This is a genomic window from Vibrio sp. Isolate30, from assembly GCF_022397975.1.
Lineage (GTDB): Bacteria > Pseudomonadota > Gammaproteobacteria > Enterobacterales > Vibrionaceae > Vibrio > Vibrio fortis.
In genome coordinates this window covers 43,387-64,812 of record NZ_JAKEUS010000003.1, presented here as the reverse complement: position 1 = coordinate 64,812, position 21,426 = coordinate 43,387, and the positions used below count along the sequence as shown (strand labels likewise).

General features: G+C 45.0%; 22 protein-coding genes. 15 read left to right on the top strand and 7 right to left on the bottom strand.

Going from position 1 to position 21,426, the window contains the following annotated elements; genetic code table 11:
- Positions 1 to 42 precede the first annotated feature (42 nt).
- Positions 43 to 486, bottom strand: coding sequence for a YaiI/YqxD family protein (locus tag L1D60_RS10520; RefSeq protein ID WP_239841290.1), 444 nt, complete (start codon positions 484 to 486; stop codon positions 43 to 45).
- A gap of 3 nt (positions 487 to 489) precedes the next feature.
- Positions 490 to 780, bottom strand: coding sequence for a hypothetical protein (locus L1D60_RS10515; protein WP_239841050.1), 291 nt, complete (start codon positions 778 to 780; stop codon positions 490 to 492).
- Between the two features lie 702 nt (positions 781 to 1,482).
- Here L1D60_RS10515 and L1D60_RS10510 point away from each other — a divergent pair.
- Positions 1,483 to 2,028 (top strand): GNAT family N-acetyltransferase, encoded by a 546-nt coding sequence (locus L1D60_RS10510; RefSeq protein ID WP_239841049.1) that lies wholly within the window; start codon positions 1,483 to 1,485, stop codon positions 2,026 to 2,028.
- Here the strand turns inward: L1D60_RS10510 and L1D60_RS10505 are convergent.
- On the bottom strand, positions 1,973 to 2,281 hold the full coding sequence (locus L1D60_RS10505) for a DUF3301 domain-containing protein (RefSeq protein WP_239841048.1): 309 nt from the start codon (positions 2,279 to 2,281) through the stop codon (positions 1,973 to 1,975). The genes L1D60_RS10510 and L1D60_RS10505 overlap by 56 nt on opposite strands.
- Before the next feature lie 70 nt (positions 2,282 to 2,351).
- The gene (locus tag L1D60_RS10500) at positions 2,352 to 3,389 is read right to left on the bottom strand and encodes a DUF3549 family protein (RefSeq protein ID WP_239841047.1); all 1,038 of its coding nucleotides are present in this window, start codon (positions 3,387 to 3,389) and stop codon (positions 2,352 to 2,354) included.
- Between the two features lie 87 nt (positions 3,390 to 3,476).
- Between L1D60_RS10500 and L1D60_RS10495 the strand changes: the two genes are divergently transcribed.
- Both L1D60_RS10495 and truC read left to right on the top strand, forming a co-directional pair.
- The gene (locus L1D60_RS10495; RefSeq protein ID WP_239841046.1) at positions 3,477 to 3,791 is read left to right on the top strand and encodes a YqcC family protein; all 315 of its coding nucleotides are present in this window, start codon (positions 3,477 to 3,479) and stop codon (positions 3,789 to 3,791) included.
- Entirely contained in the window at positions 3,782 to 4,525 is a 744-nt protein-coding gene (gene truC, locus L1D60_RS10490; RefSeq protein ID WP_239841045.1) for a tRNA pseudouridine(65) synthase TruC, read from the top strand. The genes L1D60_RS10495 and truC overlap by 10 nt, the downstream gene beginning before the upstream one ends.
- A 74-nt stretch (positions 4,526 to 4,599) precedes the next feature.
- On the opposite strand, the gene L1D60_RS10485 is transcribed toward truC, so the two are convergent.
- The 3 genes from L1D60_RS10485 to map all read right to left on the bottom strand — a co-directional run bounded on the left by L1D60_RS10485 (position 4,600) and on the right by map (position 8,835).
- Complete coding sequence (locus L1D60_RS10485; protein ID WP_239841044.1) at positions 4,600 to 4,983, bottom strand: DUF3461 family protein; 384 nt, start codon at positions 4,981 to 4,983, stop codon at positions 4,600 to 4,602.
- Between the two features lie 175 nt (positions 4,984 to 5,158).
- Complete coding sequence (gene glnD / locus L1D60_RS10480; protein ID WP_239841043.1) at positions 5,159 to 7,780, bottom strand: bifunctional uridylyltransferase/uridylyl-removing protein GlnD; 2,622 nt, start codon at positions 7,778 to 7,780, stop codon at positions 5,159 to 5,161.
- A gap of 176 nt (positions 7,781 to 7,956) precedes the next feature.
- Entirely contained in the window at positions 7,957 to 8,835 is an 879-nt protein-coding gene (map, locus tag L1D60_RS10475) for a type I methionyl aminopeptidase (RefSeq protein WP_239841042.1), read from the bottom strand.
- A gap of 435 nt (positions 8,836 to 9,270) precedes the next feature.
- On the opposite strand from map, the gene rpsB reads away from it, so the two are divergent.
- From rpsB to fabZ, 12 genes are all read left to right on the top strand, one after another.
- Positions 9,271 to 10,002: a 30S ribosomal protein S2 gene (gene rpsB / locus L1D60_RS10470; protein WP_032551700.1), complete on the top strand. Its 732-nt coding sequence runs from the start codon at positions 9,271 to 9,273 to the stop codon at positions 10,000 to 10,002.
- Positions 10,003 to 10,143: 141 nt separating this feature from the next.
- Positions 10,144 to 10,989 (top strand): translation elongation factor Ts, encoded by an 846-nt coding sequence (gene tsf, locus L1D60_RS10465; protein ID WP_239841041.1) that lies wholly within the window; start codon positions 10,144 to 10,146, stop codon positions 10,987 to 10,989.
- A 166-nt stretch (positions 10,990 to 11,155) separates the two neighbouring features.
- The gene (pyrH, locus tag L1D60_RS10460) at positions 11,156 to 11,887 is read left to right on the top strand and encodes a UMP kinase (protein WP_032551701.1); all 732 of its coding nucleotides are present in this window, start codon (positions 11,156 to 11,158) and stop codon (positions 11,885 to 11,887) included.
- A 90-nt stretch (positions 11,888 to 11,977) separates the two neighbouring features.
- A complete protein-coding gene (gene frr, locus L1D60_RS10455; RefSeq protein WP_032551765.1) occupies positions 11,978 to 12,535 on the top strand; it encodes a ribosome recycling factor in 558 nt (185 codons plus the stop codon).
- A 97-nt stretch (positions 12,536 to 12,632) separates the two neighbouring features.
- Positions 12,633 to 13,385, top strand: coding sequence for an isoprenyl transferase (locus L1D60_RS10450; protein ID WP_239841040.1), 753 nt, complete (start codon positions 12,633 to 12,635; stop codon positions 13,383 to 13,385).
- Positions 13,386 to 13,400: 15 nt separating this feature from the next.
- Entirely contained in the window at positions 13,401 to 14,243 is an 843-nt protein-coding gene (locus L1D60_RS10445; protein WP_239841039.1) for a phosphatidate cytidylyltransferase, read from the top strand.
- 53 nt (positions 14,244 to 14,296) lie between these two features.
- Positions 14,297 to 15,505, top strand: a complete 1,209-nt coding sequence (ispC, locus tag L1D60_RS10440) for a 1-deoxy-D-xylulose-5-phosphate reductoisomerase (protein ID WP_239841038.1) — start codon at positions 14,297 to 14,299, stop codon at positions 15,503 to 15,505.
- Entirely contained in the window at positions 15,502 to 16,860 is a 1,359-nt protein-coding gene (gene rseP, locus L1D60_RS10435; RefSeq protein ID WP_239841037.1) for a sigma E protease regulator RseP, read from the top strand. Before ispC ends, rseP begins: the two co-directional genes overlap by 4 nt.
- Positions 16,861 to 16,908: 48 nt before the next feature.
- Complete coding sequence (bamA, locus tag L1D60_RS10430; RefSeq protein WP_239841036.1) at positions 16,909 to 19,314, top strand: outer membrane protein assembly factor BamA; 2,406 nt, start codon at positions 16,909 to 16,911, stop codon at positions 19,312 to 19,314.
- A gap of 27 nt (positions 19,315 to 19,341) precedes the next feature.
- Positions 19,342 to 19,842 carry an OmpH family outer membrane protein gene (locus L1D60_RS10425; protein ID WP_032551707.1) on the top strand — a complete coding sequence of 167 codons (501 nt, stop codon included), beginning with the start codon at positions 19,342 to 19,344 and terminating at the stop codon, positions 19,840 to 19,842.
- Between the two features lie 5 nt (positions 19,843 to 19,847).
- Positions 19,848 to 20,879 carry a UDP-3-O-(3-hydroxymyristoyl)glucosamine N-acyltransferase gene (gene lpxD / locus L1D60_RS10420; RefSeq protein WP_239841035.1) on the top strand — a complete coding sequence of 344 codons (1,032 nt, stop codon included), beginning with the start codon at positions 19,848 to 19,850 and terminating at the stop codon, positions 20,877 to 20,879.
- A gap of 94 nt (positions 20,880 to 20,973) precedes the next feature.
- Positions 20,974 to 21,426: a 3-hydroxyacyl-ACP dehydratase FabZ gene (gene fabZ / locus L1D60_RS10415; protein ID WP_032551709.1), complete on the top strand. Its 453-nt coding sequence runs from the start codon at positions 20,974 to 20,976 to the stop codon at positions 21,424 to 21,426.

The following is a 21,426-nucleotide window of genomic DNA, read 5'->3' as shown; positions in this document are numbered from 1 at the left end:
GGAGTAGTACGAATTTTATTTCAGAAGTGATTCTTGCCGGTATTAGCGCTTAGCGAGAATGCGGTCTAGATGGTTGGCAAATTCACGGCGATCAGTCTGTGACAATGATGCTGGGCCACCTGTTTGTACGCCACTTGAACGCATGGTTTCCATAAAATCTCGGATATTGAGACGCGCCTTGATCGTTTCTTTGGTGTAGAGCTCGCCGCGAGAGCTTAATGCTAATGCACCTTTAGTAATGACTTCATCGGCAAGTGGAATATCTGATGTAATGACTAAGTCGCCCGCTTCAGTACGCTTAACGATCTCGTTGTCAGCAATATCAAAGCCACTTGGGACTTGGATAGAGTGAATATTATTGCGTTTAGGAACAGGCACTACGTGGTTTGCAATAAATGTGCATTCAACGCCTGTGCGCTCTGCAGCACGCACGATGGTTTCTCTAATCACCTTGGGGCAGGCATCGGCATCAACCCAAATTCTCATCATCTATTCTTTCTCTGCTAGTTTTGCTTCAAGCTGGGTTACGCGCGCGGTAAGAGCGGCAATCTGTTGCTCGAGTTGTGCAAGCTTGTCGGTTGTATTTTCTTGTGGTGCTGCGACTTCAACTTTAGGAACACGGTTTGCGTTCTTCCAGCTTTTAATCGTGGTTATCAATGCGGGCATTGGAACAGGAGTACTCATGCGCGCTTTAACCAGTGCAACGGTCGGTTCTTTTCCTTGAGCTTTTAGTCCTTCGAGAACGCTTTTTAGCTCATCTGAAACATCTTTCGTCAACATATTAACCTCCATAACTGCATTACTTCGTATGTTACTCGCTCAGGCATTAGATAGCGAATCCTAAAAGCGCCATTTGCTTGTGAGAGATCTCTTACAAAGGCTGTGAGATAACGCGAATACTTCGTTGGAGAAATTGATATGCATATTGTTAAGGTGTTGAATTTTAATTGTTTTATATAATTAACAACTTGGTTGAGTTTAAAATGTGATGCGAATCTATTGTCCGAAATCCTAAATCGCGTAAATTAAACCTTGTCGGAAGGAGTCTGACACGGAACAGGAAAGCACCAAGGATTTGGTTATCTTCAGGATGAAGATTTGGTTACTTAGGATGAGTGATCAAGCATGGAGCGTAAGGACATTGTAGGGAGACGACAGCTGATAGGATATTAGCTGCAACGGATTGGCAATGGACACCTTTAGGATAAAGGTTAGGAACAACATCAGGATGATGTAAAGGACACCGCTCACGGAACAAGTGATGTGCGCTAACGAGGATTGTTAGCTTTAAGGATGATAGGACACCGCTAGGACGGCGAAGTAAAGGAAAGAGCTGAAGGATTACAGCCACTATTATGGATGATGCATGGAGCATTAATTAGTAGCCGGACTGCTGCGAGTAAGACCCTAGCCCTGACACTTCGGTGTCGGGGCTTTTCTTTATCTATTCAAATTCAATATTGTCCACACAAGGAGTGTGATATGACGATTGCGACTGCAAGAACTTTAATCGTGCCGTATACCGAGCAGTTAGAACTTGATTTTATCAAGCTCAATTGTTGCCCGGTAAATCGAGCAGAAATGAATGGACCTCATACCATCTCATCAGCAAAGCGTCTATTTCAGCATATTTTATCTGATCAAGAGGGCTTTGCGCGTGCCATTCTTCACAACCAAACTCGTGAGTACATGGGCCATATCTTTATCTCTCATAGCGAAGGTCGTTATGAACTAGGGTTTATTTTAGACAAACGTTTTTGGAATCAGGGTATTGCCAGTGAAGTGGTGAAACCGTTTTTTAATATGGCGAGGTTTGAAGCGGATCTTAGTGAGGTTGTGGCAACGGTGAATGTTACACACAACCCCTCAATTAAATTACTAGATAAGTTGGGTTTCGAATTTTTTGGGACCAAACAAGATGAATTTGGTCCATTCCACGAGTATCGATACTCAGAGCTCAACGAAAAGAAAATTACATTCTATGAGGCTGTAGCTCAAAGCGCATCGCGCGAAAGCCAATCATGGTAAGGCTGCCTTTATAACAGTCGTCACCAAGCGCAGAGAATTCGAACTGATATACGGTGTGCCAGCGCCAAATCGTTGTTAACTCATGACGCATTTTCAACTTATGGCCGCTGAATGCCACGCTTAACAACTGCAGATCGAGTTCTTTGCATTTTTTCGCAATAGCAGCTTTGGCGAGTTCCGATTGTCGGCGCTGCTGCCAAAACAGAAAGCAAAAGAAACAAAGAAACAGAATCCCCAATAAATTATCTATCATTCTTCGACACGTCCTTTTGTATCAATCCGAATTTAACTCTAAAACTCTAGCGTTGTAGAGTTAATGGTTACTAAGCTTTGGCGGCTTGTTGCAGCTTAATTAAAGCGTCCGCCAGCTCTGGTGACGGGTTTGAGTTTAGCAGTGGTAAGAATACCATTCGTAAGCTCGGAATCATCACAAGGTCTGCAAACAACTGGTTGAATAGGTTTTGGTTGCCTGTTTGTGCAAGGCGAAGTAAGAACTGCTCTGCGATTGTGGCATCTTGAAGCGTGTGCCAGCCTCTTCCTGCAAGGCCAATCAATACTTCTTGGTGGCTTAACCTCGGGCTAGCCAGTACGCTATTGACAACTTGTTTCGTGATTGAAGATTCAGCACCCGATAGCGCACGTACTAAAGCGGACAGTAAGAACAGGTCTGGGTCTTGGCTGTTTATTTGGTCTTCAGCCATCTCTTGAATGCGTTCTGCAAGCTTATCGCTAAGAGTGGCGTGTTCCAGTGCCCCAAGTGTCGCATAAAGTGGCTCAGAAGGAAGTTTGCGAAGGGCTTTGCGAATGGCGACGCCGTTTTGCTTGTCACCTAAGCGAGCGCACATGTCAGTAATGCCTTGCAGGCCGACGGTTTGCCAGTTCTCCCAACCAAGGTCGCCAGTAAAGTAGTGCTGTGCGTGCTCATAATACTGACTCGTTGGTAGTGATAGCTCTGCGCGAACTTGGCTATGGAATACCGCCATTTTATCTTCTGATGGCTTAAAGGTGTATGGGTTGTTCGAGAGCTTCTGCTGCTGCTCTTCACTCATATCACCACTTAGGCGGGTGCCCATCGCTTCCAGTACGAATTTTAAAAAGTTACCGATATCAGCTTGGCTTAATAGGCCGCGCTCATCGAGCTTAAACTTCAGAAACCAGATCCAAGGTTGCTTCTGTTCGTTCCAGTAGCTTATCGCTAGGTGTGCCTGCTTTTGTAATGGGAACGGGTAGGGCTGCATGCCTTGTTCAACATCGGCAAATAGATCGTTGTCGACTTTTTGAATTCGACGGCCAAGATCGTAGATTTCATATTGGCAGCCGCTATTTTTCAACAGCTGGGTGAGCGTGTGAATTGTTTCCATCAGTAATAAGCTCCTAACTTTCTTTCCCCAATAGATGGTACTCTATGGCCCAATTTCAAGGTCATGCGATAAATTACTTGGTGAAAAATGACGGCAACCACACAGTTATTATCTTTGCTTCAGCAGTTGGAGCTGCAATTACAACACGCACAGCTATGGAGTGAGTTTCCTCCTACTGATGAAGCACTGGCGAGCACGCAGCCTTTTGCTATTGATACGCTTGAGCCTGAGCAGTGGCTTCAGTGGATCTTCATTGCTCGAATCCAGGCGATGATCGCATCTGGTGCTGCATTACCAAAAGGGTTTTCAATCGCCCCTTACTTCAGCGAAGTATGGAAAAATGATGCGGCTAAGAGTGAGCTGTTAGAGACGATCAAGCAGATTGATGAGGTATGTGCCTAATGTTAGAGATCATCTACCAAGACGAGTATTTTGTCGCGGTGAATAAGCCTGCGGGCATGTTGGTACATCGTTCATGGCTTGATAAACACGAAACACAATTTGTGATGCAAACTCTGCGTGACCAAATCGGTCAACACGTTTTTCCACTGCACCGTTTAGATAGACCAACATCGGGCGTGCTGGTTTTTGCGCTATCGAGTGAAGTCGCCTCTGAGGTGATGCCGATGTTTGCGAACCATGAGATGCAGAAAACCTATCATGCGATTGTACGCGGATGGATAGAAGAGGGGGATACCCTAGACTACGCGCTCAAGGTTGAACTGGATAAGATTGCTGACAAGTTCGCAAAAGAAGACAAAGAGGCACAAGAGGCGGTTACTGTCTACGAACCTCTCGCTAAGGTTGAAGTGCCATATTCGACAGGACGCTTTCCAACCAGCCGCTACTGCTTAGTTGAAATGCTGCCAAAGACAGGTCGAAAGCATCAGCTACGTCGTCATATGGCGCACCTAAGGCATCCTATTGTTGGTGATACTTCCCATGGTGACGGTAAGCATAACCGACTGTTCCGTGAAAACTTGGATTCACACCGCTTGCTGTTGCACGCTTCAGAGCTGCGTTTTATTCACCCATTTACTCAGCAAGAGGTCGTCATGACAGCTAGCTTAGATGAAACTTGGCTGAACCTGTTTGCGCAGTTTGAGTGGGATACCAAGCTGATAAGCAAGAAGTAACAGTGGTCGATAAATAGGGTAAAGGGCTGATAGTTAATCACTATCAGCCCTTTTTTATGAGTCTAAGAGAGGGATCACTTTAGTTTTTCAAGATCCGCTTCGATCTCTGCGATCTTGCTAGAAACCACTTTCTCTAGATGACGTAAATCGGTCAGTATCTTCTGTTTCACATCGACGTCACTGCTTGGTGATGGCTTAGTGATCTTATTCAGCTCATCAATCACCAGTGTTAGATTGCGATTGATTTCAGTAACTTCTTTATATTGGCTGTTACCGCCGCTGACCAGCACACTTTTTACTTGGCGTGGATATTTGAATTTGACGCTTTTAGCGAACAGTTCGCCTTTTTGCTTGCGGAAGTAGATTTTTAGGATGTCTTTGTGAGCTTCTTGACGAAGTGAGTAACGTTCAATCTGTTTAGGTTCATGGATGCCTAAGCCAGTGAGGTTTGGATACATAAGCGACCTCTAGTATCTGAATGAGAAGACGGGTTACATAGGTTAATGTAGCAGCCTAATCACGAGCTAGATAGCGCTGGTGAATGAATTGATACTAAGTTGTGGGCAAGATCGCTCTCTCGACCTTGCCCACACTAAAAGCAGAATATTCAACTACCTGCTTGATGCGCTTTGATTATGGAGCAAGCTCCGATACGTGCTCAGTGAGGCGTTCACGCAGGGCTTGTTGTTGCTCTTCAGTTAAGCGACCTCCAATATCGCTGGTCAAGATAAACAAGTCTTCGGCACGCTCACCTATAGTGGTGATTTTTGCTGCATGTAAGTTGATGTTGAGCTCAGCAAAGGTTGCACCAACTTGCGCCAACAGCCCTGGCGTATCAAGTGCTCTTAGCTCCATCAAGGTACGCTTTTTACTCTTCGTTGGTAAAAACTCTACGGATGTCTTCACCTTAAAGTGCTGTAAATTACGCGGCGTGCGACGAGTACGGATTTTGGTTGGTCGACCGTCCTCCAATACATGGGTGAGGTGCTTGATGACCGCTTTATGTCTCGCCTCGTCGATGGCTTCGCCATGTTGATCGAGCACCATAAAGGTATCGAGAACGTGACCATCTTTACTCACCATCACTTGGGCGTCATGGACGTTGAAGTTACGTCTATCCAACTCTGCAACCACAGTAGCAAACAGTGCTGGTTGGTCTTTAGAGTAGACGAACACTTCTGTACCGCCACGTGTTGGCTTTTTACTTATCAGTACAAGAGGCTGGCTAGAGTCTTCAAGGCGCAATAGGTTCTCACAGTGCCAAGCGATCTGCTTGTGGCTATGACGAAGGAAGTAATCGGCTTTAAAGCGTTGCCATAGCACCTCTATCTCGCGTGCAGTAAAGCCTTCTTTACGCAGTAGGGCAGATGCCATCTGTTGGTTGTGACGAATTCGGTCGCGCACATCGACAGGGTTTTCTAAGCCACGGCGCAGTGCTCGTTGAGTGGAGTGAAAGAGCTCGGCTAATAGGGTTCGCTTCCAACTGTTCCAAAGCTCAGGGTTGGTTGCACAGATATCGGCGACAGTCAGACAGACCAAGTACTCCAGTGATTCTTCATCACGGACTTTTTTGGCGAACTCGGTAATCACGTCTGGGTCGTAAATGTCACGACGCTGAGCCGTTACTGACATTAGTAGGTGGTTTTGAACTAACCAAGAAACGAGTTTGGCTTCAGGCTTAGACAAGCCGTGCTCGATACAGAAAGAGTAAGCTTCCACTGCGCCAATTTCAGAGTGATCACCACCACGCCCCTTACCGATGTCATGGAAAATAGCGGCCAGAATCAACAGTTCTTTTTTCTGTATGCGAGGGTAAACCTCACAGCAGATAGGATGTTTGTCATGGTTTGCTGCATAACTAAAACGGTTGATGTGTTTCAGTAATCGAATACTGTGCTCATCCACGGTGTAAACATGGAAAAGGTCAAACTGCATCTGACCGACAATCTGACTCCACTGTGGAAGATACGCAGAAAGTACCCCAAGTTTGTGCATCAGACTAAAGGCTTTATGCAGTGCGTTAGGGTGACGCACCAAGGCCATGAACTTTTCACGCGCTTCAGGGATGGTATGTAGGAAGCGGTTAAGCCTGCGACGTGCAGTACGCAGTTGTCTTAGTGTTGGAGGGCTTACGCCTTCAATAGAGGAGTCATTAGCGATATGGATAAACATATCGAGAATGGTTTCTGGACGCGCTTGGAATAGAGCAGGCTTACGAGCCTCAATTAGAGAGCCGCGTCTTTGAAAGTCTTCATCGAGAATTTGAGCGTCTTGAGTTTCTCCGCCATTAATGATCGCTTGATCAAACAGCTTGAGCAGCATCTTGTTGAGCTCAGCGACACGACGCAAAGTTCGATAGAACTCCTTCATCATCATCTCTACGCCACGGTTACCTTCACCAGAATAACCTAAGTGCTCAGCAACCTGAGCTTGGTGGGCAAAGGTAAGTCGGTTGTCATAGCGTCTTAATTCAATGTGCAGCGCAAAACGCACGCGCCATAGGAAGTCCTGACACTCAACCAGTTCGCGGTACTCGGCATCAGTTAGGAAGCCGTACTTGCTCATCTCAAGCAGAGACGTCGCACCAAAGTGACGACGTGCAACCCAGCTGAGAGTGTGGATATCGCGCAGACCACCTGGCGTAGATTTGATATCCGGCTCTAAGTTGTAAGTTGTGTCGTGATAACGCGCATGACGCTCTTTCTGTTCTTGAATCTTTGCTTTGTAGAAGGTTTCGCTAGGCCAAAATGAGTCAGAATGGATCTTCATCTTGAGCTGCTGGAAGGTATCTTCACTGCCACACAATAAACGAGACTCTTGTAGATTAGTTGCCACCGTTAGGTCTGCACTACCGATGTCTAAACACTCCGAGACAGTTCTCACTGCATGCCCGACTTCTAACCTCAGATCCCAAAGCAGGGTGATGAATTCACTGACCTTATCGCCCAAAGCTTTGGGCAGCGTTTTTTGAGAAACGACAAGAATATCGATGTCGGAAAGGGGATGAAGTTCGCCGCGTCCGTAACCGCCAACGGCAACAAGACTTATGTGGGGTAATTCGCTAAAACCAAAATGCTGCCACAAGCGACTCAAAACACGATCCATATATTCAGAGCGTGAGAGTACGAGGTCGGTGACGGGGTGGTGATTGAGAAACTCGTTTTTCTGGTATTCGGTGAACTGTTCGAGTTTTTGTTTAAGTTCACTGATTTCTATCTGTTCTTCTTTGAACGTAAGTGGACATTGGTATGGCATAGTTTGCTATCCGTGCAAGCAAAAATAGGATTACAGACAATTTACCAGAGGTTGCGCGGAAATCGAAATGGTTGTGAAAGCGGGTTTGTAAAGAGAAGCGGGAAGGTTGGCGTATAAAAAATATCCCCGACTAAGCGGGGATAGATTCTTGAGTGCTGATTTTTTGGCTCAGGCGATTAAGCGTTTTTCATGATACGAGGAATAGTATCGTCGCTACGCAGAGTCAGCACTTCACAGCCAGTGTCTGTTACAACAAGCGTGTGTTCCCACTGTGCAGAGTTTTTGCTGTCTGCGGTGTACACCGTCCAGCTATCTTCGTCATCAAGGCGACAGCCAAATTTACCTGCATTGATCATTGGTTCAATCGTGAAACACATGCCCGCTTTCAGTACAGTGCGGTCATTGTTTTTGTAGTGCACGACTTGTGGATCTTCATGGAATTCAGAACCGATGCCGTGGCCACAGTAATCCTTCACGATAGAGAATTTAGCGCGTGGGTTGTTCTTGTTGTTGGTCTTGATGTATTTCTCAATCGCAGTACCGATTTGACCCAATTGAACACCAGGCTTAACTTGGCGCATGCCTTCGTATAGCGCTTCTTGTGCAACCATACATAGACGTTTGTTTGCTGGCGAAACATCACCAACTAGGAACATCTTCGAGGTGTCACCGTGGTAACCTTGAGGGCGTACACTTAAGTCTGCATCTTTGTCATCAGGGATAATCACTGTGATGTCTACGTTAAGGATGTCACCGTCTTTAAGTACAGCAGGCTTAAATTGACCTGTGCTACCCGTTTCGTCTTGTGATGCTGGAATACCGTGGCACACAATGTGGTTGATTGAAGTACAGATAGACTTAGGGAAACCGTGGTAATCAAGTGGTGCTGAGTATGCGCCTCTTTCTAGAGCGTAGTCATGACAGATTTGGTTTAGTTCTTCTGTCGTCGTACCTACTTGAATGTGAGGTTCGATCATCTCTAGAATTTCAGCAGCCAGTTTACCGGCGACGCGCATTTTTTCGATTTCTTCAGCAGTTTTAATTTTTACAGCCATTGCATATCTCTTAATTAGGTCGCACCTAAGTGTGCGTATGGGGCTATTCTAGCAGTGCAGCAGTTTAGCGCAACACTGCCATGCCCATACGAAAGGGAAGGTTACTCTTATCGGCTGGTGGAATGAAGATAAATGACGCCATACTATGGTAGCTAAAATGGACTTTATCAGTAGCCATTATCAAGTTGTGAAATGGAATTTTTTCTAGCCAAAGATAGACAAAATATGGTATAAAGCGCGCCGGACATCAGGACTGTTTTCTCCCTCTTGGCGAAACAGCCTTTATGTTCACTTACTATATCTTTAAATCACACACATTCCGACACATGTTCCGGGGTGCTTCAACAACATAAATAACCGCTGCTTTAAGCCGTTAGTTGTTAGGGGTCGGATTCATGGGGGATGTGGAGGCCTAACCCCATAGAGGATTTTAAAATGGCAACTGTATCAATGCGCGATATGCTAAAAGCTGGTGTTCACTTCGGTCACCAAACTCGTTACTGGAACCCAAAAATGAAGCCATTCATCTTTGGTGCTCGTAACAAGGTTCATATCATCAACCTAGAAAAAACTGTACCAATGTTCAACGACGCTCTAGCTGAACTAGCTAAAGTTGGCGAGAAGAAAGGTAAAGTTCTTTTTGTTGGTACTAAGCGCGCTGCATCTGAAGCTGTTAAAGAAGCTGCTGTAAACAGCAACCAGTTCTACGTTAACAACCGCTGGTTAGGCGGTATGCTAACGAACTACAAAACTGTTCGTCAGTCTATCAAGCGTCTAAAAGACCTAGAAGCTCAAGCTCAAGACGGTACTTTCGACAAGCTAACTAAGAAAGAAGCTCTAATGCGCACTCGTGAAATGGAGAAGCTAGAGAAGTCTCTTGGTGGTATCAAGAACATGGGCGGCCTACCAGACGCTCTATTCGTAATCGATGCTGATCACGAACACATCGCAGTTAAAGAAGCAAACAACCTAGGTATCCCAGTTTACGCTGTAGTTGATACTAACTCTAACCCAGACGGCGTTGACTTCGTTATCCCAGGTAACGACGATGCAATCCGTGCAGTACAGCTTTACCTAAACGCTGCTGCAGACGCGGTTAAAGAAGGTCGTAACAAAGACGTTGCTGCTGTAGCTGCTGAAAAAGATGGTTTTGTAGAAGCTGAATAATAGCGGCTCTGAATCACGCTTGGCTTATCTAATCTAGATTTTGAAATCTTTATTAAATGTAAGCTAAGTTATAGTTAGATCGGGGGCCTCATTTTGGCCCCTGATTTTTACCTTATTTTCGAATCAACCGAGGAATAGAGAATGGCAACTGTAACTGCTGCTCTAGTTAAAGAACTTCGCGAGCGCACTGGCGCTGGCATGATGGAATGTAAGAAAGCGCTTGTAGAAGCAAACGCTGACATCGAACTAGCAATTGAAAACATGCGTAAATCTGGCGCAGCGAAAGCAGCTAAGAAAGCTGGTAACGTTGCTGCTGAAGGCGCAATCATCATCAAAGAAGAGAACGGCGTAGCTGCTCTTCTTGAAGTTAACTGTCAAACTGACTTCGTAGCAAAAGATGCTAGCTTCACTGCGTTTGCAGAAGAAGTTGCAGCTGCAGCAGTAGCTTCTAAAGCTTCTGTTGAAGAGCTACAAGCACAGTTCGAAGAAACTCGCGTTGCTCTAGTTGCAAAAATCGGCGAAAACATCAACATCCGTCGCGTATCTTACGTTGAAGGTGCTGCACTAGCTTCTTACCGTCACGGTGAGAAAATCGGTGTTGTTGTTGCTGGTGAAGGCGAAGCTGAAACTCTTAAGCACGTTGCAATGCACGTTGCTGCATCTCGTCCTGAGTTCGTTAACCCAGAAGACGTACCTGCAGACGTAGTAGCTAAAGAGAAAGCTGTTCAAGTTGAAATCGCTATGAACGAAGGCAAGCCTCAAGAGATCGCTGAGAAAATGGTTATCGGCCGTATGAAGAAATTCACGGGCGAAATCTCTCTAACAGGTCAAGCTTTCATCATGGAACCTAAGAAAACTGTTGGCGAAATCCTTAAAGAAAAAGGCGCTGCAGTAACTAACTTCGTACGTCTAGAAGTTGGTGAAGGTATCGAGAAAGCTGCTGAAATGAGCTTCGCTGAAGAAGTTGCAGCGGTACAAAAAGGTTAATCCTTAGCGTATTGTTCGAAAAAAGACCGTGGCCCATGCTACGGTCTTTTTATGAATAGCGCATGGAAAATTAGCCGTGATGAATGGATAAGAATCTCGACACATGTCGTGACACTTTTTGTCTATTCATGACTGTTAATCATCAACTCTTTGGAAGGTAAACTCCATGACTACGAACCCTAAACCAGCGTATCAACGTATTCTGTTAAAACTTAGCGGTGAAGCGCTACAAGGCGAAGAAGGTTTTGGTATTGACCCAACGATCCTTGATCGTATGGCTCAAGAAGTAAAAGAATTGGTTGAACTAGGTGTTCAAGTAGGTGTTGTAATCGGTGGTGGTAACCTTTTCCGCGGTGCAGGTCTTGCTGAAGCAGGCATGAACCGCGTTGTAGGCGACCACATGGGTATGCTAGCAACAGTAATGAACGGCCTAGCTATGCGTGATGCTCTGCACCGCGCTTACGTTAATGCACGTGTAATGTCTGCTATCCCTCTGAAGGGCGTGTGTGACGACTACAACTGGGCTGATGCGATTTCTCAACTTCGTCAAGGTCGTGTTGTTATCTTCTCTGCTGGTACAGGTAACCCGTTCTTCACTACAGATTCTGCTGCATGTCTACGCGGTATCGAGATTGAAGCTGACGTTGTTCTAAAAGCAACAAAAGTAGATGGTGTATTTACGGCTGACCCAGTAGCCAACCCAGACGCAGAGCTGTATGATACTTTGTCTTACAACACAGTTCTTGAGAAAGAGCTAAAAGTAATGGACTTGGCTGCATTTACGCTAGCACGTGATCACAAAATGCCAATCCGCGTATTTAACATGAACAAGCCAGGCGCACTACGTCGCGTGGTTATGGGTGAGACTGAAGGTACATTAATCAGCGAAACTGAATAATGACCCTCTCGCCAAGGTAATGCCTTGGCGAGTTTATTTTCATCACTCCTAAAAGCTTTCTTGAAGAAAGAACATAATCAAGGTGAAATTGTGATTAACGAAATCAAAAAAGACGCTCAAGAGCGCATGGAAAAAAGTGTTGAAGCACTGAGAAATAGCCTGCAAAAAATCCGTACAGGTCGTGCGCACCCAAGCCTACTATCTGGCATCTCTGTAGAGTACTACGGTGCACCAACGCCTCTAACTCAAGTTGCTAACGTTATTGCTGAAGACGCGCGTACTCTAGCAATCACAGTGTTTGATAAAACACTAACGCCGCTAGTTGAAAAAGCGATCATGACTTCTGACCTAGGCCTAAACCCTATGTCTGCGGGTACGGTTATCCGTGTTCCACTTCCACCGCTAACGGAAGAGCGTCGTAAAGACCTAGTTAAAATCGTTCGTGGCGAAGCTGAAGGTGGCCGTGTTGCTATCCGTAACATCCGTCGTGACGCAAACAGCGACCTAAAAGCACTTCTTAAAGATAAAGAAATCTCTGAAGACGAAGATCGTAAAGCACAAGACGAAATTCAAAAGCTAACTGACGCTGCGGTTAAGAACGTAGACGAAGTTCTAGCAACTAAAGAAAAAGAGTTGATGGAAGTTTAATTTTCCATATTCTTCTCTGTTGGAAAAACGCTGTTCTCACCGTTCAGCGTTTTTTTATGCTACTCTGTCCGACTATTAGAATTTGATTCACTCTTTTATGCATAATTCTCAAGCGTTCACAGACTCTCTCCCAAAGCACATTGCTATCATCATGGATGGTAATGGCCGCTGGGCTAAGGCTCAGGGTAAACCTCGCGTATTTGGCCATAAAAATGGCGTTCAGGCGGTTCGTAAAACCATCTCATCTTCTGCAAGACTCGGTATTAAAGCCGTGACGTTGTTTGCTTTCAGTAGTGAAAACTGGCGTCGACCAGAGGAAGAAGTGGGTGTCCTTATGGAGCTTTTTATTACTGTACTCGCTAGCGAGGTTAAAAAGCTGCATAAGAATAATCTACAGTTGCGTGTTATTGGTGACAAAAGTCGTTTCAACGAGCGACTACAAAAGAAAATCGAAGAAGCGGAAGCTTTAACCAGTAACAACACAGGCATGGTTGTTAACATTGCGGCGAACTACGGCGGTAAATGGGATATTCAACAAGCGGTTAAGTCGATTGCAACCCAAGTGAAAGAGGGCGATCTTAGCATTGATGATATCGATGAGCCGTTGATCACTTCACACCTCACTATGTCTGATATTCCAGAAGTGGATCTGCTTATTCGCACTAGTGGTGAGTGTCGTATTAGTAACTTTATGCTATGGCAGCTTGCCTATGCAGAAATGTATTTCACAGAACAGTACTGGCCTGACTTTAACGAAGATAGCTTGGTTGAAGCGGTAACATGGTTTGTCAATCGAGAGCGTCGATTTGGCTGTACTGGTGAGCAAATCAAAGCAATGATGGACAGCTAATAAGGATTTTTTAGTTTGAAACAACGAATTATAACTGCGCTGATCTTGGCTCCTCTGGTTATTCTTGGCATTTTCGAGTTATCACTAGCAACCTTCATTTTATCACTGTTCGTGATTACCCTTTTAGGTTACTGGGAGTGGACTCAATTTGTAGAGAGCAAGTCACGTTACTTAGCTCTTGTACCTACTGTGGCCATTAGTGTCGCAAGCTTCGCGTTAATCCCATTTGATGCGTTTAGCTTAAACCACCTATCAAGCGCGCACTTTGCAGTGTTAGCGATTGGCTCTCTATGGTGGGTTATCGCGAGTGGTTTAGCGGTGACCTATCCTAAATCGACCTCAGCATGGCAAGGTTCTACTCTACTGAGACATTGTTTCGGTATTTTGACACTACTCCCGTTTTTTTGGAGCGTAGTGATTCTGAGAGCAAATGGTATCGATCAAGACCCGTACCATGGAGCTAAGCTTGTTATGTTTGTCTGCTTACTCGTATGGGCGGCGGATAGCGGTGCTTACTTTGCTGGAAAGAGTTTTGGTAAGCGTAAAATGGCGCCAGCGGTTAGTCCAAACAAAACCATTGAAGGTTTAATTGGCGGTATCATCACAGCGCTGATTGTCGCATGGATTTTTGCGGGGCTATTTGATATTCAATTTACTAGCCCGATCCAAATGATAGCGATCACCTTAATCACTGTGGTGATCTCTGTACTGGGTGACCTCGTTGAAAGTATGTTCAAGCGAGTTTCTGGTATTAAAGACAGCAGTAACCTAATTCCGGGTCATGGTGGAATACTGGACCGAATTGACAGTTTAACCGCTGCCTTCCCTGTCTTTGCTCTGCTTTACTTAGCATTCTAAATTATAAGGGCAGAGCTATCTGCCCTTTGTTTTATTCCTACGGTCTAAATGAGATGCGAAATCTAACTATCCTTGGCGCAACAGGCTCAATCGGTGCAAGCACCTTAAGAGTCGTTGAACAGAACCCTACTCAATACAATATTGTGGCACTAGCGGCGGGTTCTAATGTAGAAAAAATGCGGGCACTAGTGAACAAATGGCAGCCAGAGTATGTTGCTATGGCGTGTTCTCAAGCCGCTGCAGAGCTAGAGCGTCAGCTTCAAAATGACTCTGTCTCGACGGTGGTTTTAAGTGGTAATGATGGTTTGTGCCAGGTTGCGGCATTAGACAGTGTTGATACAGTGATGGCCGCTATCGTAGGTGCTGCAGGCTTGTTACCGACTATGTCTGCAGTGAAGGCGGGTAAGCGCATTTTACTTGCTAACAAAGAAGCATTGGTGATGTCAGGTCAGTTGTTTATCGATGCCGTTGAGAAATATGGTGCTGAGTTGCTCCCTGTCGATAGTGAACATAACGCTATCTTCCAATGTTTGCCTCAAAACGTACAAACTAATTTGGGTCGCTGTGATTTAGAAGCGAATGGTATCAACCATATCCTTTTAACTGGCTCAGGCGGCCCATTCCGTTACACAGGTGTGGCTGAACTGGCATCGGTTACCCCACAAAAAGCGATTGCACACCCTAACTGGTCTATGGGGCCTAAGATCTCTGTCGATTCTGCGACCATGATGAACAAAGGTCTTGAGTATATTGAAGCTAAATGGCTATTCAATGCATCTCAAGAACAACTTAAGGTGATCATTCATCCGCAGTCTGTGATTCACTCTATGGTTCAATACAAAGACGGTTCTGTGTTGGCGCAAATGGGCGAGCCTGATATGGCAACACCTATTGCATTGACGATGTCTTACCCTGAACGTATCGAGGCGGGTGTGAAGCCCCTTGATTTCACAAAAGTGGGTGAACTGACTTTCCTAGAACCCGATTATGCACGCTATCCATGTTTAAAACTGGCTATCGAAGCTTGTTACCTTGGACAACATGCGACAACTGCAATTAATGCAGCCAACGAAGTCGCAGTAGACGCATTCTTAAATGAAAAAGTGAAATTCACAGACATTGCCTTAATTAACGAACACGTTATGAACAAAGTCTGTGAACAACATACGTCTGAAAGTCTAGATAGCTTGGAAAGCTTGTTAGAGCTAGATACTATGTCACGAAACCTTGCCGTTCAGTTTATTGAAGAGCAGTTGTTATGAGTGGAATTTTATGGAACTTCGTATCTTTCATCGTTGCGTTAGGGATACTGGTCGCAGTTCATGAGTTTGGCCACTTTTGGGTCGCTCGTCGTTGCGGCGTAAAAGTTGAAAAGTTTTCGATTGGTTTTGGTAAATCAATCTGGAGCAAAGTAGGCAAAGACGGTACTGAGTATAGTTTGTCGATAATCCCTCTTGGTGGCTATGTTAAAATGCTTGACGGTCGAGTCGATGACGTCACCGAAGAGCAGCAACAATATGCTTTTGATAAGAAACCTTTGTGGAAACGAACGGCGATTGTGGGTGCTGGCCCAGCGTTTAACTTCTTGTTTGCCATCTTTGCGTATTGGTTAGTCTTTTTGATTGGTGTGCCTGCCGTAAAGCCAGTAATTGGTGAGGTGGCTCCGCAATCTATTGCTGCTCAAGCAGGAATTGAATCTGGAATGGAACTTAAATCTATTTCAGGAATCAAAACCGCTGATTGGGAATCTGTGAACATCGGTCTGATCTCGCATATTGGTGATGACAGCATGACGGTGACTGTAACTTCTCAAGATAACATTGGTCTAGAACAGAAGTTGACTCTCGATCTGACTCAGTGGTCTTTTGACCCTGAAACCGAATCGGCCATGTCGACTTTAGGTTTCAAGCCATTTTCTCCTGAGATCTCAACAACGCTTGCTCAGGTTATGGAAGACGGCGCTGCTTATTCAGCAGGCTTTGAAGTCGGTGATCATATTGTCAGTATTGATGGTGTAGAGATTCGTGATTGGCCGATGGTGGTTGAAGCTATTCGCTCAAACCCGGATCAAGCATTGAGTGTTGCTGTTGACCGCAATGGTTACCAAACTGAGCTGACATTAACACCAAAATCTCGTGAGCTATCGGACGGTAGTTCAATTGGTTATGCTGGTATTGCTCCAGAAGTCGCAGAATGGCCGGAAGACTATCGCTTTGAACTGCAATTTGGTGTATTTGAAGCTGTAGGGAAGGCGATTGATAAAACAGGTCAGATCATTGACCTCACACTGGCGATGCTTAAGAAGCTTATCGTGGGTGATGTAGGGTTGAACAATCTAAGTGGCCCAATCTCGATTGCTAAAGGTGCCGGCACCACAGCAGATTATGGCTTGGTTTACTTTTTAGGTTTCTTAGCTCTTATTAGTGTGAACTTAGGCATTATAAATTTAGTACCACTGCCTATGTTAGATGGTGGTCATTTGCTCTTTTTCGCTATTGAGGCCATTACTCGTAAACCTGTACCAGAAAAGGTACAAGAAATGGGTTACCGAGTGGGTAGTGCGATTATCTTCTCACTGATGGCTCTAGCAATATTTAACGACTTTACTCGTCTGTGAATGGTTCGTCACAGGCTTTGGTAGTAGCAAGGAATAATTAGAATAAGTATGGCGATTAAGCAAATTCTGTTCGCAAGTCTATTGGCCACAAGCGTGGCTGCGAATGGAGCAGAAAATTTCGTAGTTCAAGATATTAAGATTGAAGGTTTACAACGCGTAGCATTAGGTGCTGCTCTCTTGAAAATGCCAGTACGTATTGGCGACCAAGTAGATGAAAGCGATGTATCTGAGATCATTCGTGCGCTTTACGCATCAGGCAACTTTGAGAACGTAAAAGTATTACGTGATGAAGGTGTATTGATTGTTCAAGTGAAAGAGCGTCCAACAATCGCTAGTATCTCTTTTTCTGGCAACAAAGCGATTAAAGAAGAGCAGCTTCAACAGAACCTAGATGCATCTGGTGTGCGTGAAGGTGAAGCTCTTGACCGCACAACGCTGAGCAACATTGAAAAAGGCTTAGAAGACTTTTATTACAGCGTGGGTAAATACAACGCAACAGTAAAAGCTGTCGTTACTCCACTTCCTCGTAACCGTTCAGACCTTAAGTTTGTCTTTACTGAAGGTGTGTCAGCGAAGATTCAGCAGATCAACTTTATCGGTAATGAAGTCTACAGTGATGAAGAGTTACTGAGTCGCTTTAATCTAAATGTTGATGTTGCATGGTGGAACTTCTTAGCAGACGAAAAGTATCAGAAGCAAGTGCTTGCGGGTGATATTGAAGCTCTGAAATCATACTACCTTGACCGTGGTTACTTAAAGTTCCAAGTTGATTCTACTCAAGTATCTATCTCACCAGATAAGAAAGGTGTGTACATTACGCTTGGCCTTGATGAGGGCCTGCCTTATAAGGTGAAAGACGTTAAGTTCCGTGGTGAGCTTATTGGTCGTGAGGCTGATTTTGAAGCGTTAGTGCCGTTTGAAGAAGGCGATACTTATAACGGTTCTGCGGTTACCTCTCTAGAAGAGAACGTTAAGCGTATCTTGGGTGAATCTGGCTATGCCTACCCACAAGTACGTACGATTCCTGAATTCGACGATGAGACTCAAGAAGTTTCTTTGGTGATTAACGTTGAAGCGGGTAGTCGAATCTACGTACGCGATATCCGTTTTACGGGTAACAACTCAACCAAAGACGAAGTACTACGCCGTGAAATGCGTCAAATGGAAGGCAGCTGGCTCAACTCTAAGTCTATTGATACCGGTAAGAGCCGTCTTAACCGTCTAGGTTTCTTCGAAACGGTTGATGTTCAGACGGTACGTGTACCAGGCACGGAAGACCAAGTAGATTTGGTTTACAACGTTAAAGAAGCAAACTCAGGTAGCATCAACTTTGGTGTCGGCTACGGTACTGAATCTGGTGTGAGTTTCCAAGTTGGCCTTCAACAAGACAACTTTGCGGGCTCTGGTAATCGTGTTGGCGTAAGTGCCATGATGAACGACTATCAAAAGAACGTGAGCTTGGACTACCGTGACCCATACTGGAATCTAGATGGTGTGAGTTTAGGTGGCAAAATCTTCTACAACGAGTTCGAAGCATCGGAAGCCGGCATTGTTGACTATACCAACCAAAGTTACGGTACGAGCCTGACGTGGGGTTTCCCTATGGATGAGTTGAACCGTATCGAGTTTGGTGTCGGTTATACCCACAACAAGATCGGTAACGTACCTACCTACATTCAGGTTGAACAGTTTGCACGTAGTATCAACCAGTACGGTGATGAAAATATCCTGACGGACGACTTCGACGTTAACATCTCTTGGACGCGTAATAACTTGAACCGTGGTTTCTTCCCTACGGAGGGTAACCATCAACGTGCTTTCGCTAAAATGACAGTACCAGGCTCAGATGTTAAGTACTTCAAGATGCAGTACGATGTAAAACATTACATCCCACTGACCAAAAAGCATGAGTTTACGCTACTGATGCGTGGCCGTTTAGGCTATGGTAATGGTTACGGTCAGACGGATGGTAATGATAACTTGTTCCCATTCTACGAGAACTACTACGCGGGTGGTTTCACTACATTGCGTGGCTTTGGCTCTAACTCGGCGGGTCCAAAAGCTGTTTACTCAAACAGCACGGGTAACAACCCAACTTATGACACCGCAACGGATGATTCAATCGGTGGTAACGCTATCGCTTTGGCAAGCCTTGAGTTAATCGTACCAACACCATTTGCGTCAGATGAAGCACGCAGCCAGATCCGAACCAGTGTGTTCTTCGATATGGCAAGTGTATGGGATACGGAGTTTGTTGACCGTGATGCACCAAGTAATGGCTCTCAGTACTACTATGATTACTCAGACCCAACACACTATCGTTCTTCATACGGTGCAGCCCTACAGTGGATGTCGCCAATGGGACCACTGGTTTTCTCTCTAGCGAAACCAATTAAAATTTACGAAGGTGATGATGAAGAGTTCTTCACATTCACCATTGGTAGAACTTTCTAATACTTAAAGGACAATATTTTGAAAAAAATGATGAAAGCAGCAGGTCTAGGCCTTATCGTTCTTAGCTCTTCTTTCTTTGCAACAGCGGCAGAAGCAGCGCAGAAAATTGGCTACGTGAACACTGCACAAGTATTCCAGGCTCTACCTCAGCGTGAAGTTGTTCTTCAAAAAATGCAGGAAGAGTTCAAAGACAAGGCGGCTGAACTGCAAAGCATTCAAGCGGAAGCTCAAACTAAGATTGAAAAGCTAAAGCGTGATGGCGAGCTTCTTGGTCCCGAAGAAGTTGAGAAACTACGTATTGAAGTTGGCCAACTAGACAGCAAGTACAAGATCAAAGCACAAGCTCTTGAGAAAGCGAGCCAGCGTCGTGAAGCTCAAGAGAAACAGAAGCTATTCAAAGTGATTCAAGAAGCGGTAGAAAAAGTAGCTGAGAAAGAAGGCTACGACATGATCGTAGACATCTCTACGCTTCAATACGCAAAACCTGAATACAATATCTCTGAGAAAGTAATCAAATCACTGAAATAAGCTCTATGAAGAATCTGACTTTAGCCGAATTGGCAGAAATTACCGGGGGTGAGTTACATGGTGAAGGCAATGTTGTTGTCTCTGCCGTGGCTCCAATGGATAAGGCACAAGAAGGGGATGTAACTTTCCTTTCAAATGCAAAATACAGCAAGCACTTAGCTGAATGTAAAGCGTCTGCTGTGATGGTAAAAGAGAGTGAACGCGAGCTGTGTACGACTCACGTTATCGTAGTCGATGACCCTTACGTTGCGTTTGCTAAAGTAGCACAAGCTCTTGATACTACTCCTGAACCGGCTTCGGCTATCGCAGATTCTGCAGTGATTGCTGAGTCCGCTGTCTTAGGTAAGAACGTATCGATTGGCGCGAATGCTGTGATTGAATCTGGCGTTGAGCTAGGCGATAACGTGGTAATTGGCGCGGGTTGTTTCATTGGTAAAAATGCGAAGATTGGCTCAGGCACTAAACTGTGGGCGAATGTAAGTATTTATCATGAAGTTGTACTAGGCGAAGCGTGTTTGGTTCAATCAAGCACGGTGATTGGCTCTGACGGCTTTGGTTACGCGAATGAAAAAGGTGAATGGATCAAGATTCCTCAAGTCGGTACGGTTCGAATTGGTAACCGTGTTGAAATCGGCGCGTGTACGACGATTGACCGCGGAGCCCTTGATGACACTGTTATTGAAGATAACGTAATCATTGATAACCAGATGCAAATCGCTCATAACGTTCACATCGGATATGGTTCAGCTCTAGCGGGTGGTACTATCATTGCTGGCAGCACAACGATAGGTAAATACTGTATTATTGGTGGTGGTAGCGTGATCAATGGCCATATTGAGATCGCAGATGGTGTAACGATTACCGGAATGGGTATGGTTATGCGCAGCATCACTGAGAAAGGTATGTACTCTTCAGGTATTCCTTTACAGCCAAATAAAGAGTGGCGTAAAACGGCAACGCGCGTACATCGCATTGATGAGATGAACAAGCGTCTGAAAACTGTTGAAAAACTTATCGAGAAGGGCTCGGAATCATAATTCCAGCATTTCTAATTAAAAGGCTCGCGTCATGCGGGTCTTTTTCGTTTATAATCCCTTTAATTGACTAAAGAATACAAATAGGAATACGACTTTGACTACTGAACAGAAAACGATGAACATTACTGAAATTCAGGAACTACTACCTCATCGCTACCCATTCCTAATGATCGACCGTGTGACTCACTTCGAAGAAGAGAAAACACTAACAGCGATTAAGAATGTCTCTGTGAACGAGCCTCAGTTTACTGGCCACTTTCCACAACTTCCGGTATTCCCAGGTGTGTTGATTCTTGAAGCAATGGCTCAAGCAACAGGTCTGCTTGCATTTAAATCATTTGGTGCGCCATCAGAGAATGAGCTGTACTACTTTGCAAGTGTTGATAAAGCGAAGTTCCGTAAGCCAGTAGTACCTGGTGACCAGCTTGTTATTGAAGTGGAATTCCTTAAAGAGCGCCGTGGCATTGCATCATTCAATGGTGTAGCAAAAGTGGACGGTGAAGTAGTATGTTCAGCTGAACTAAAATGTGCTCGTAGAGAGTTTTAA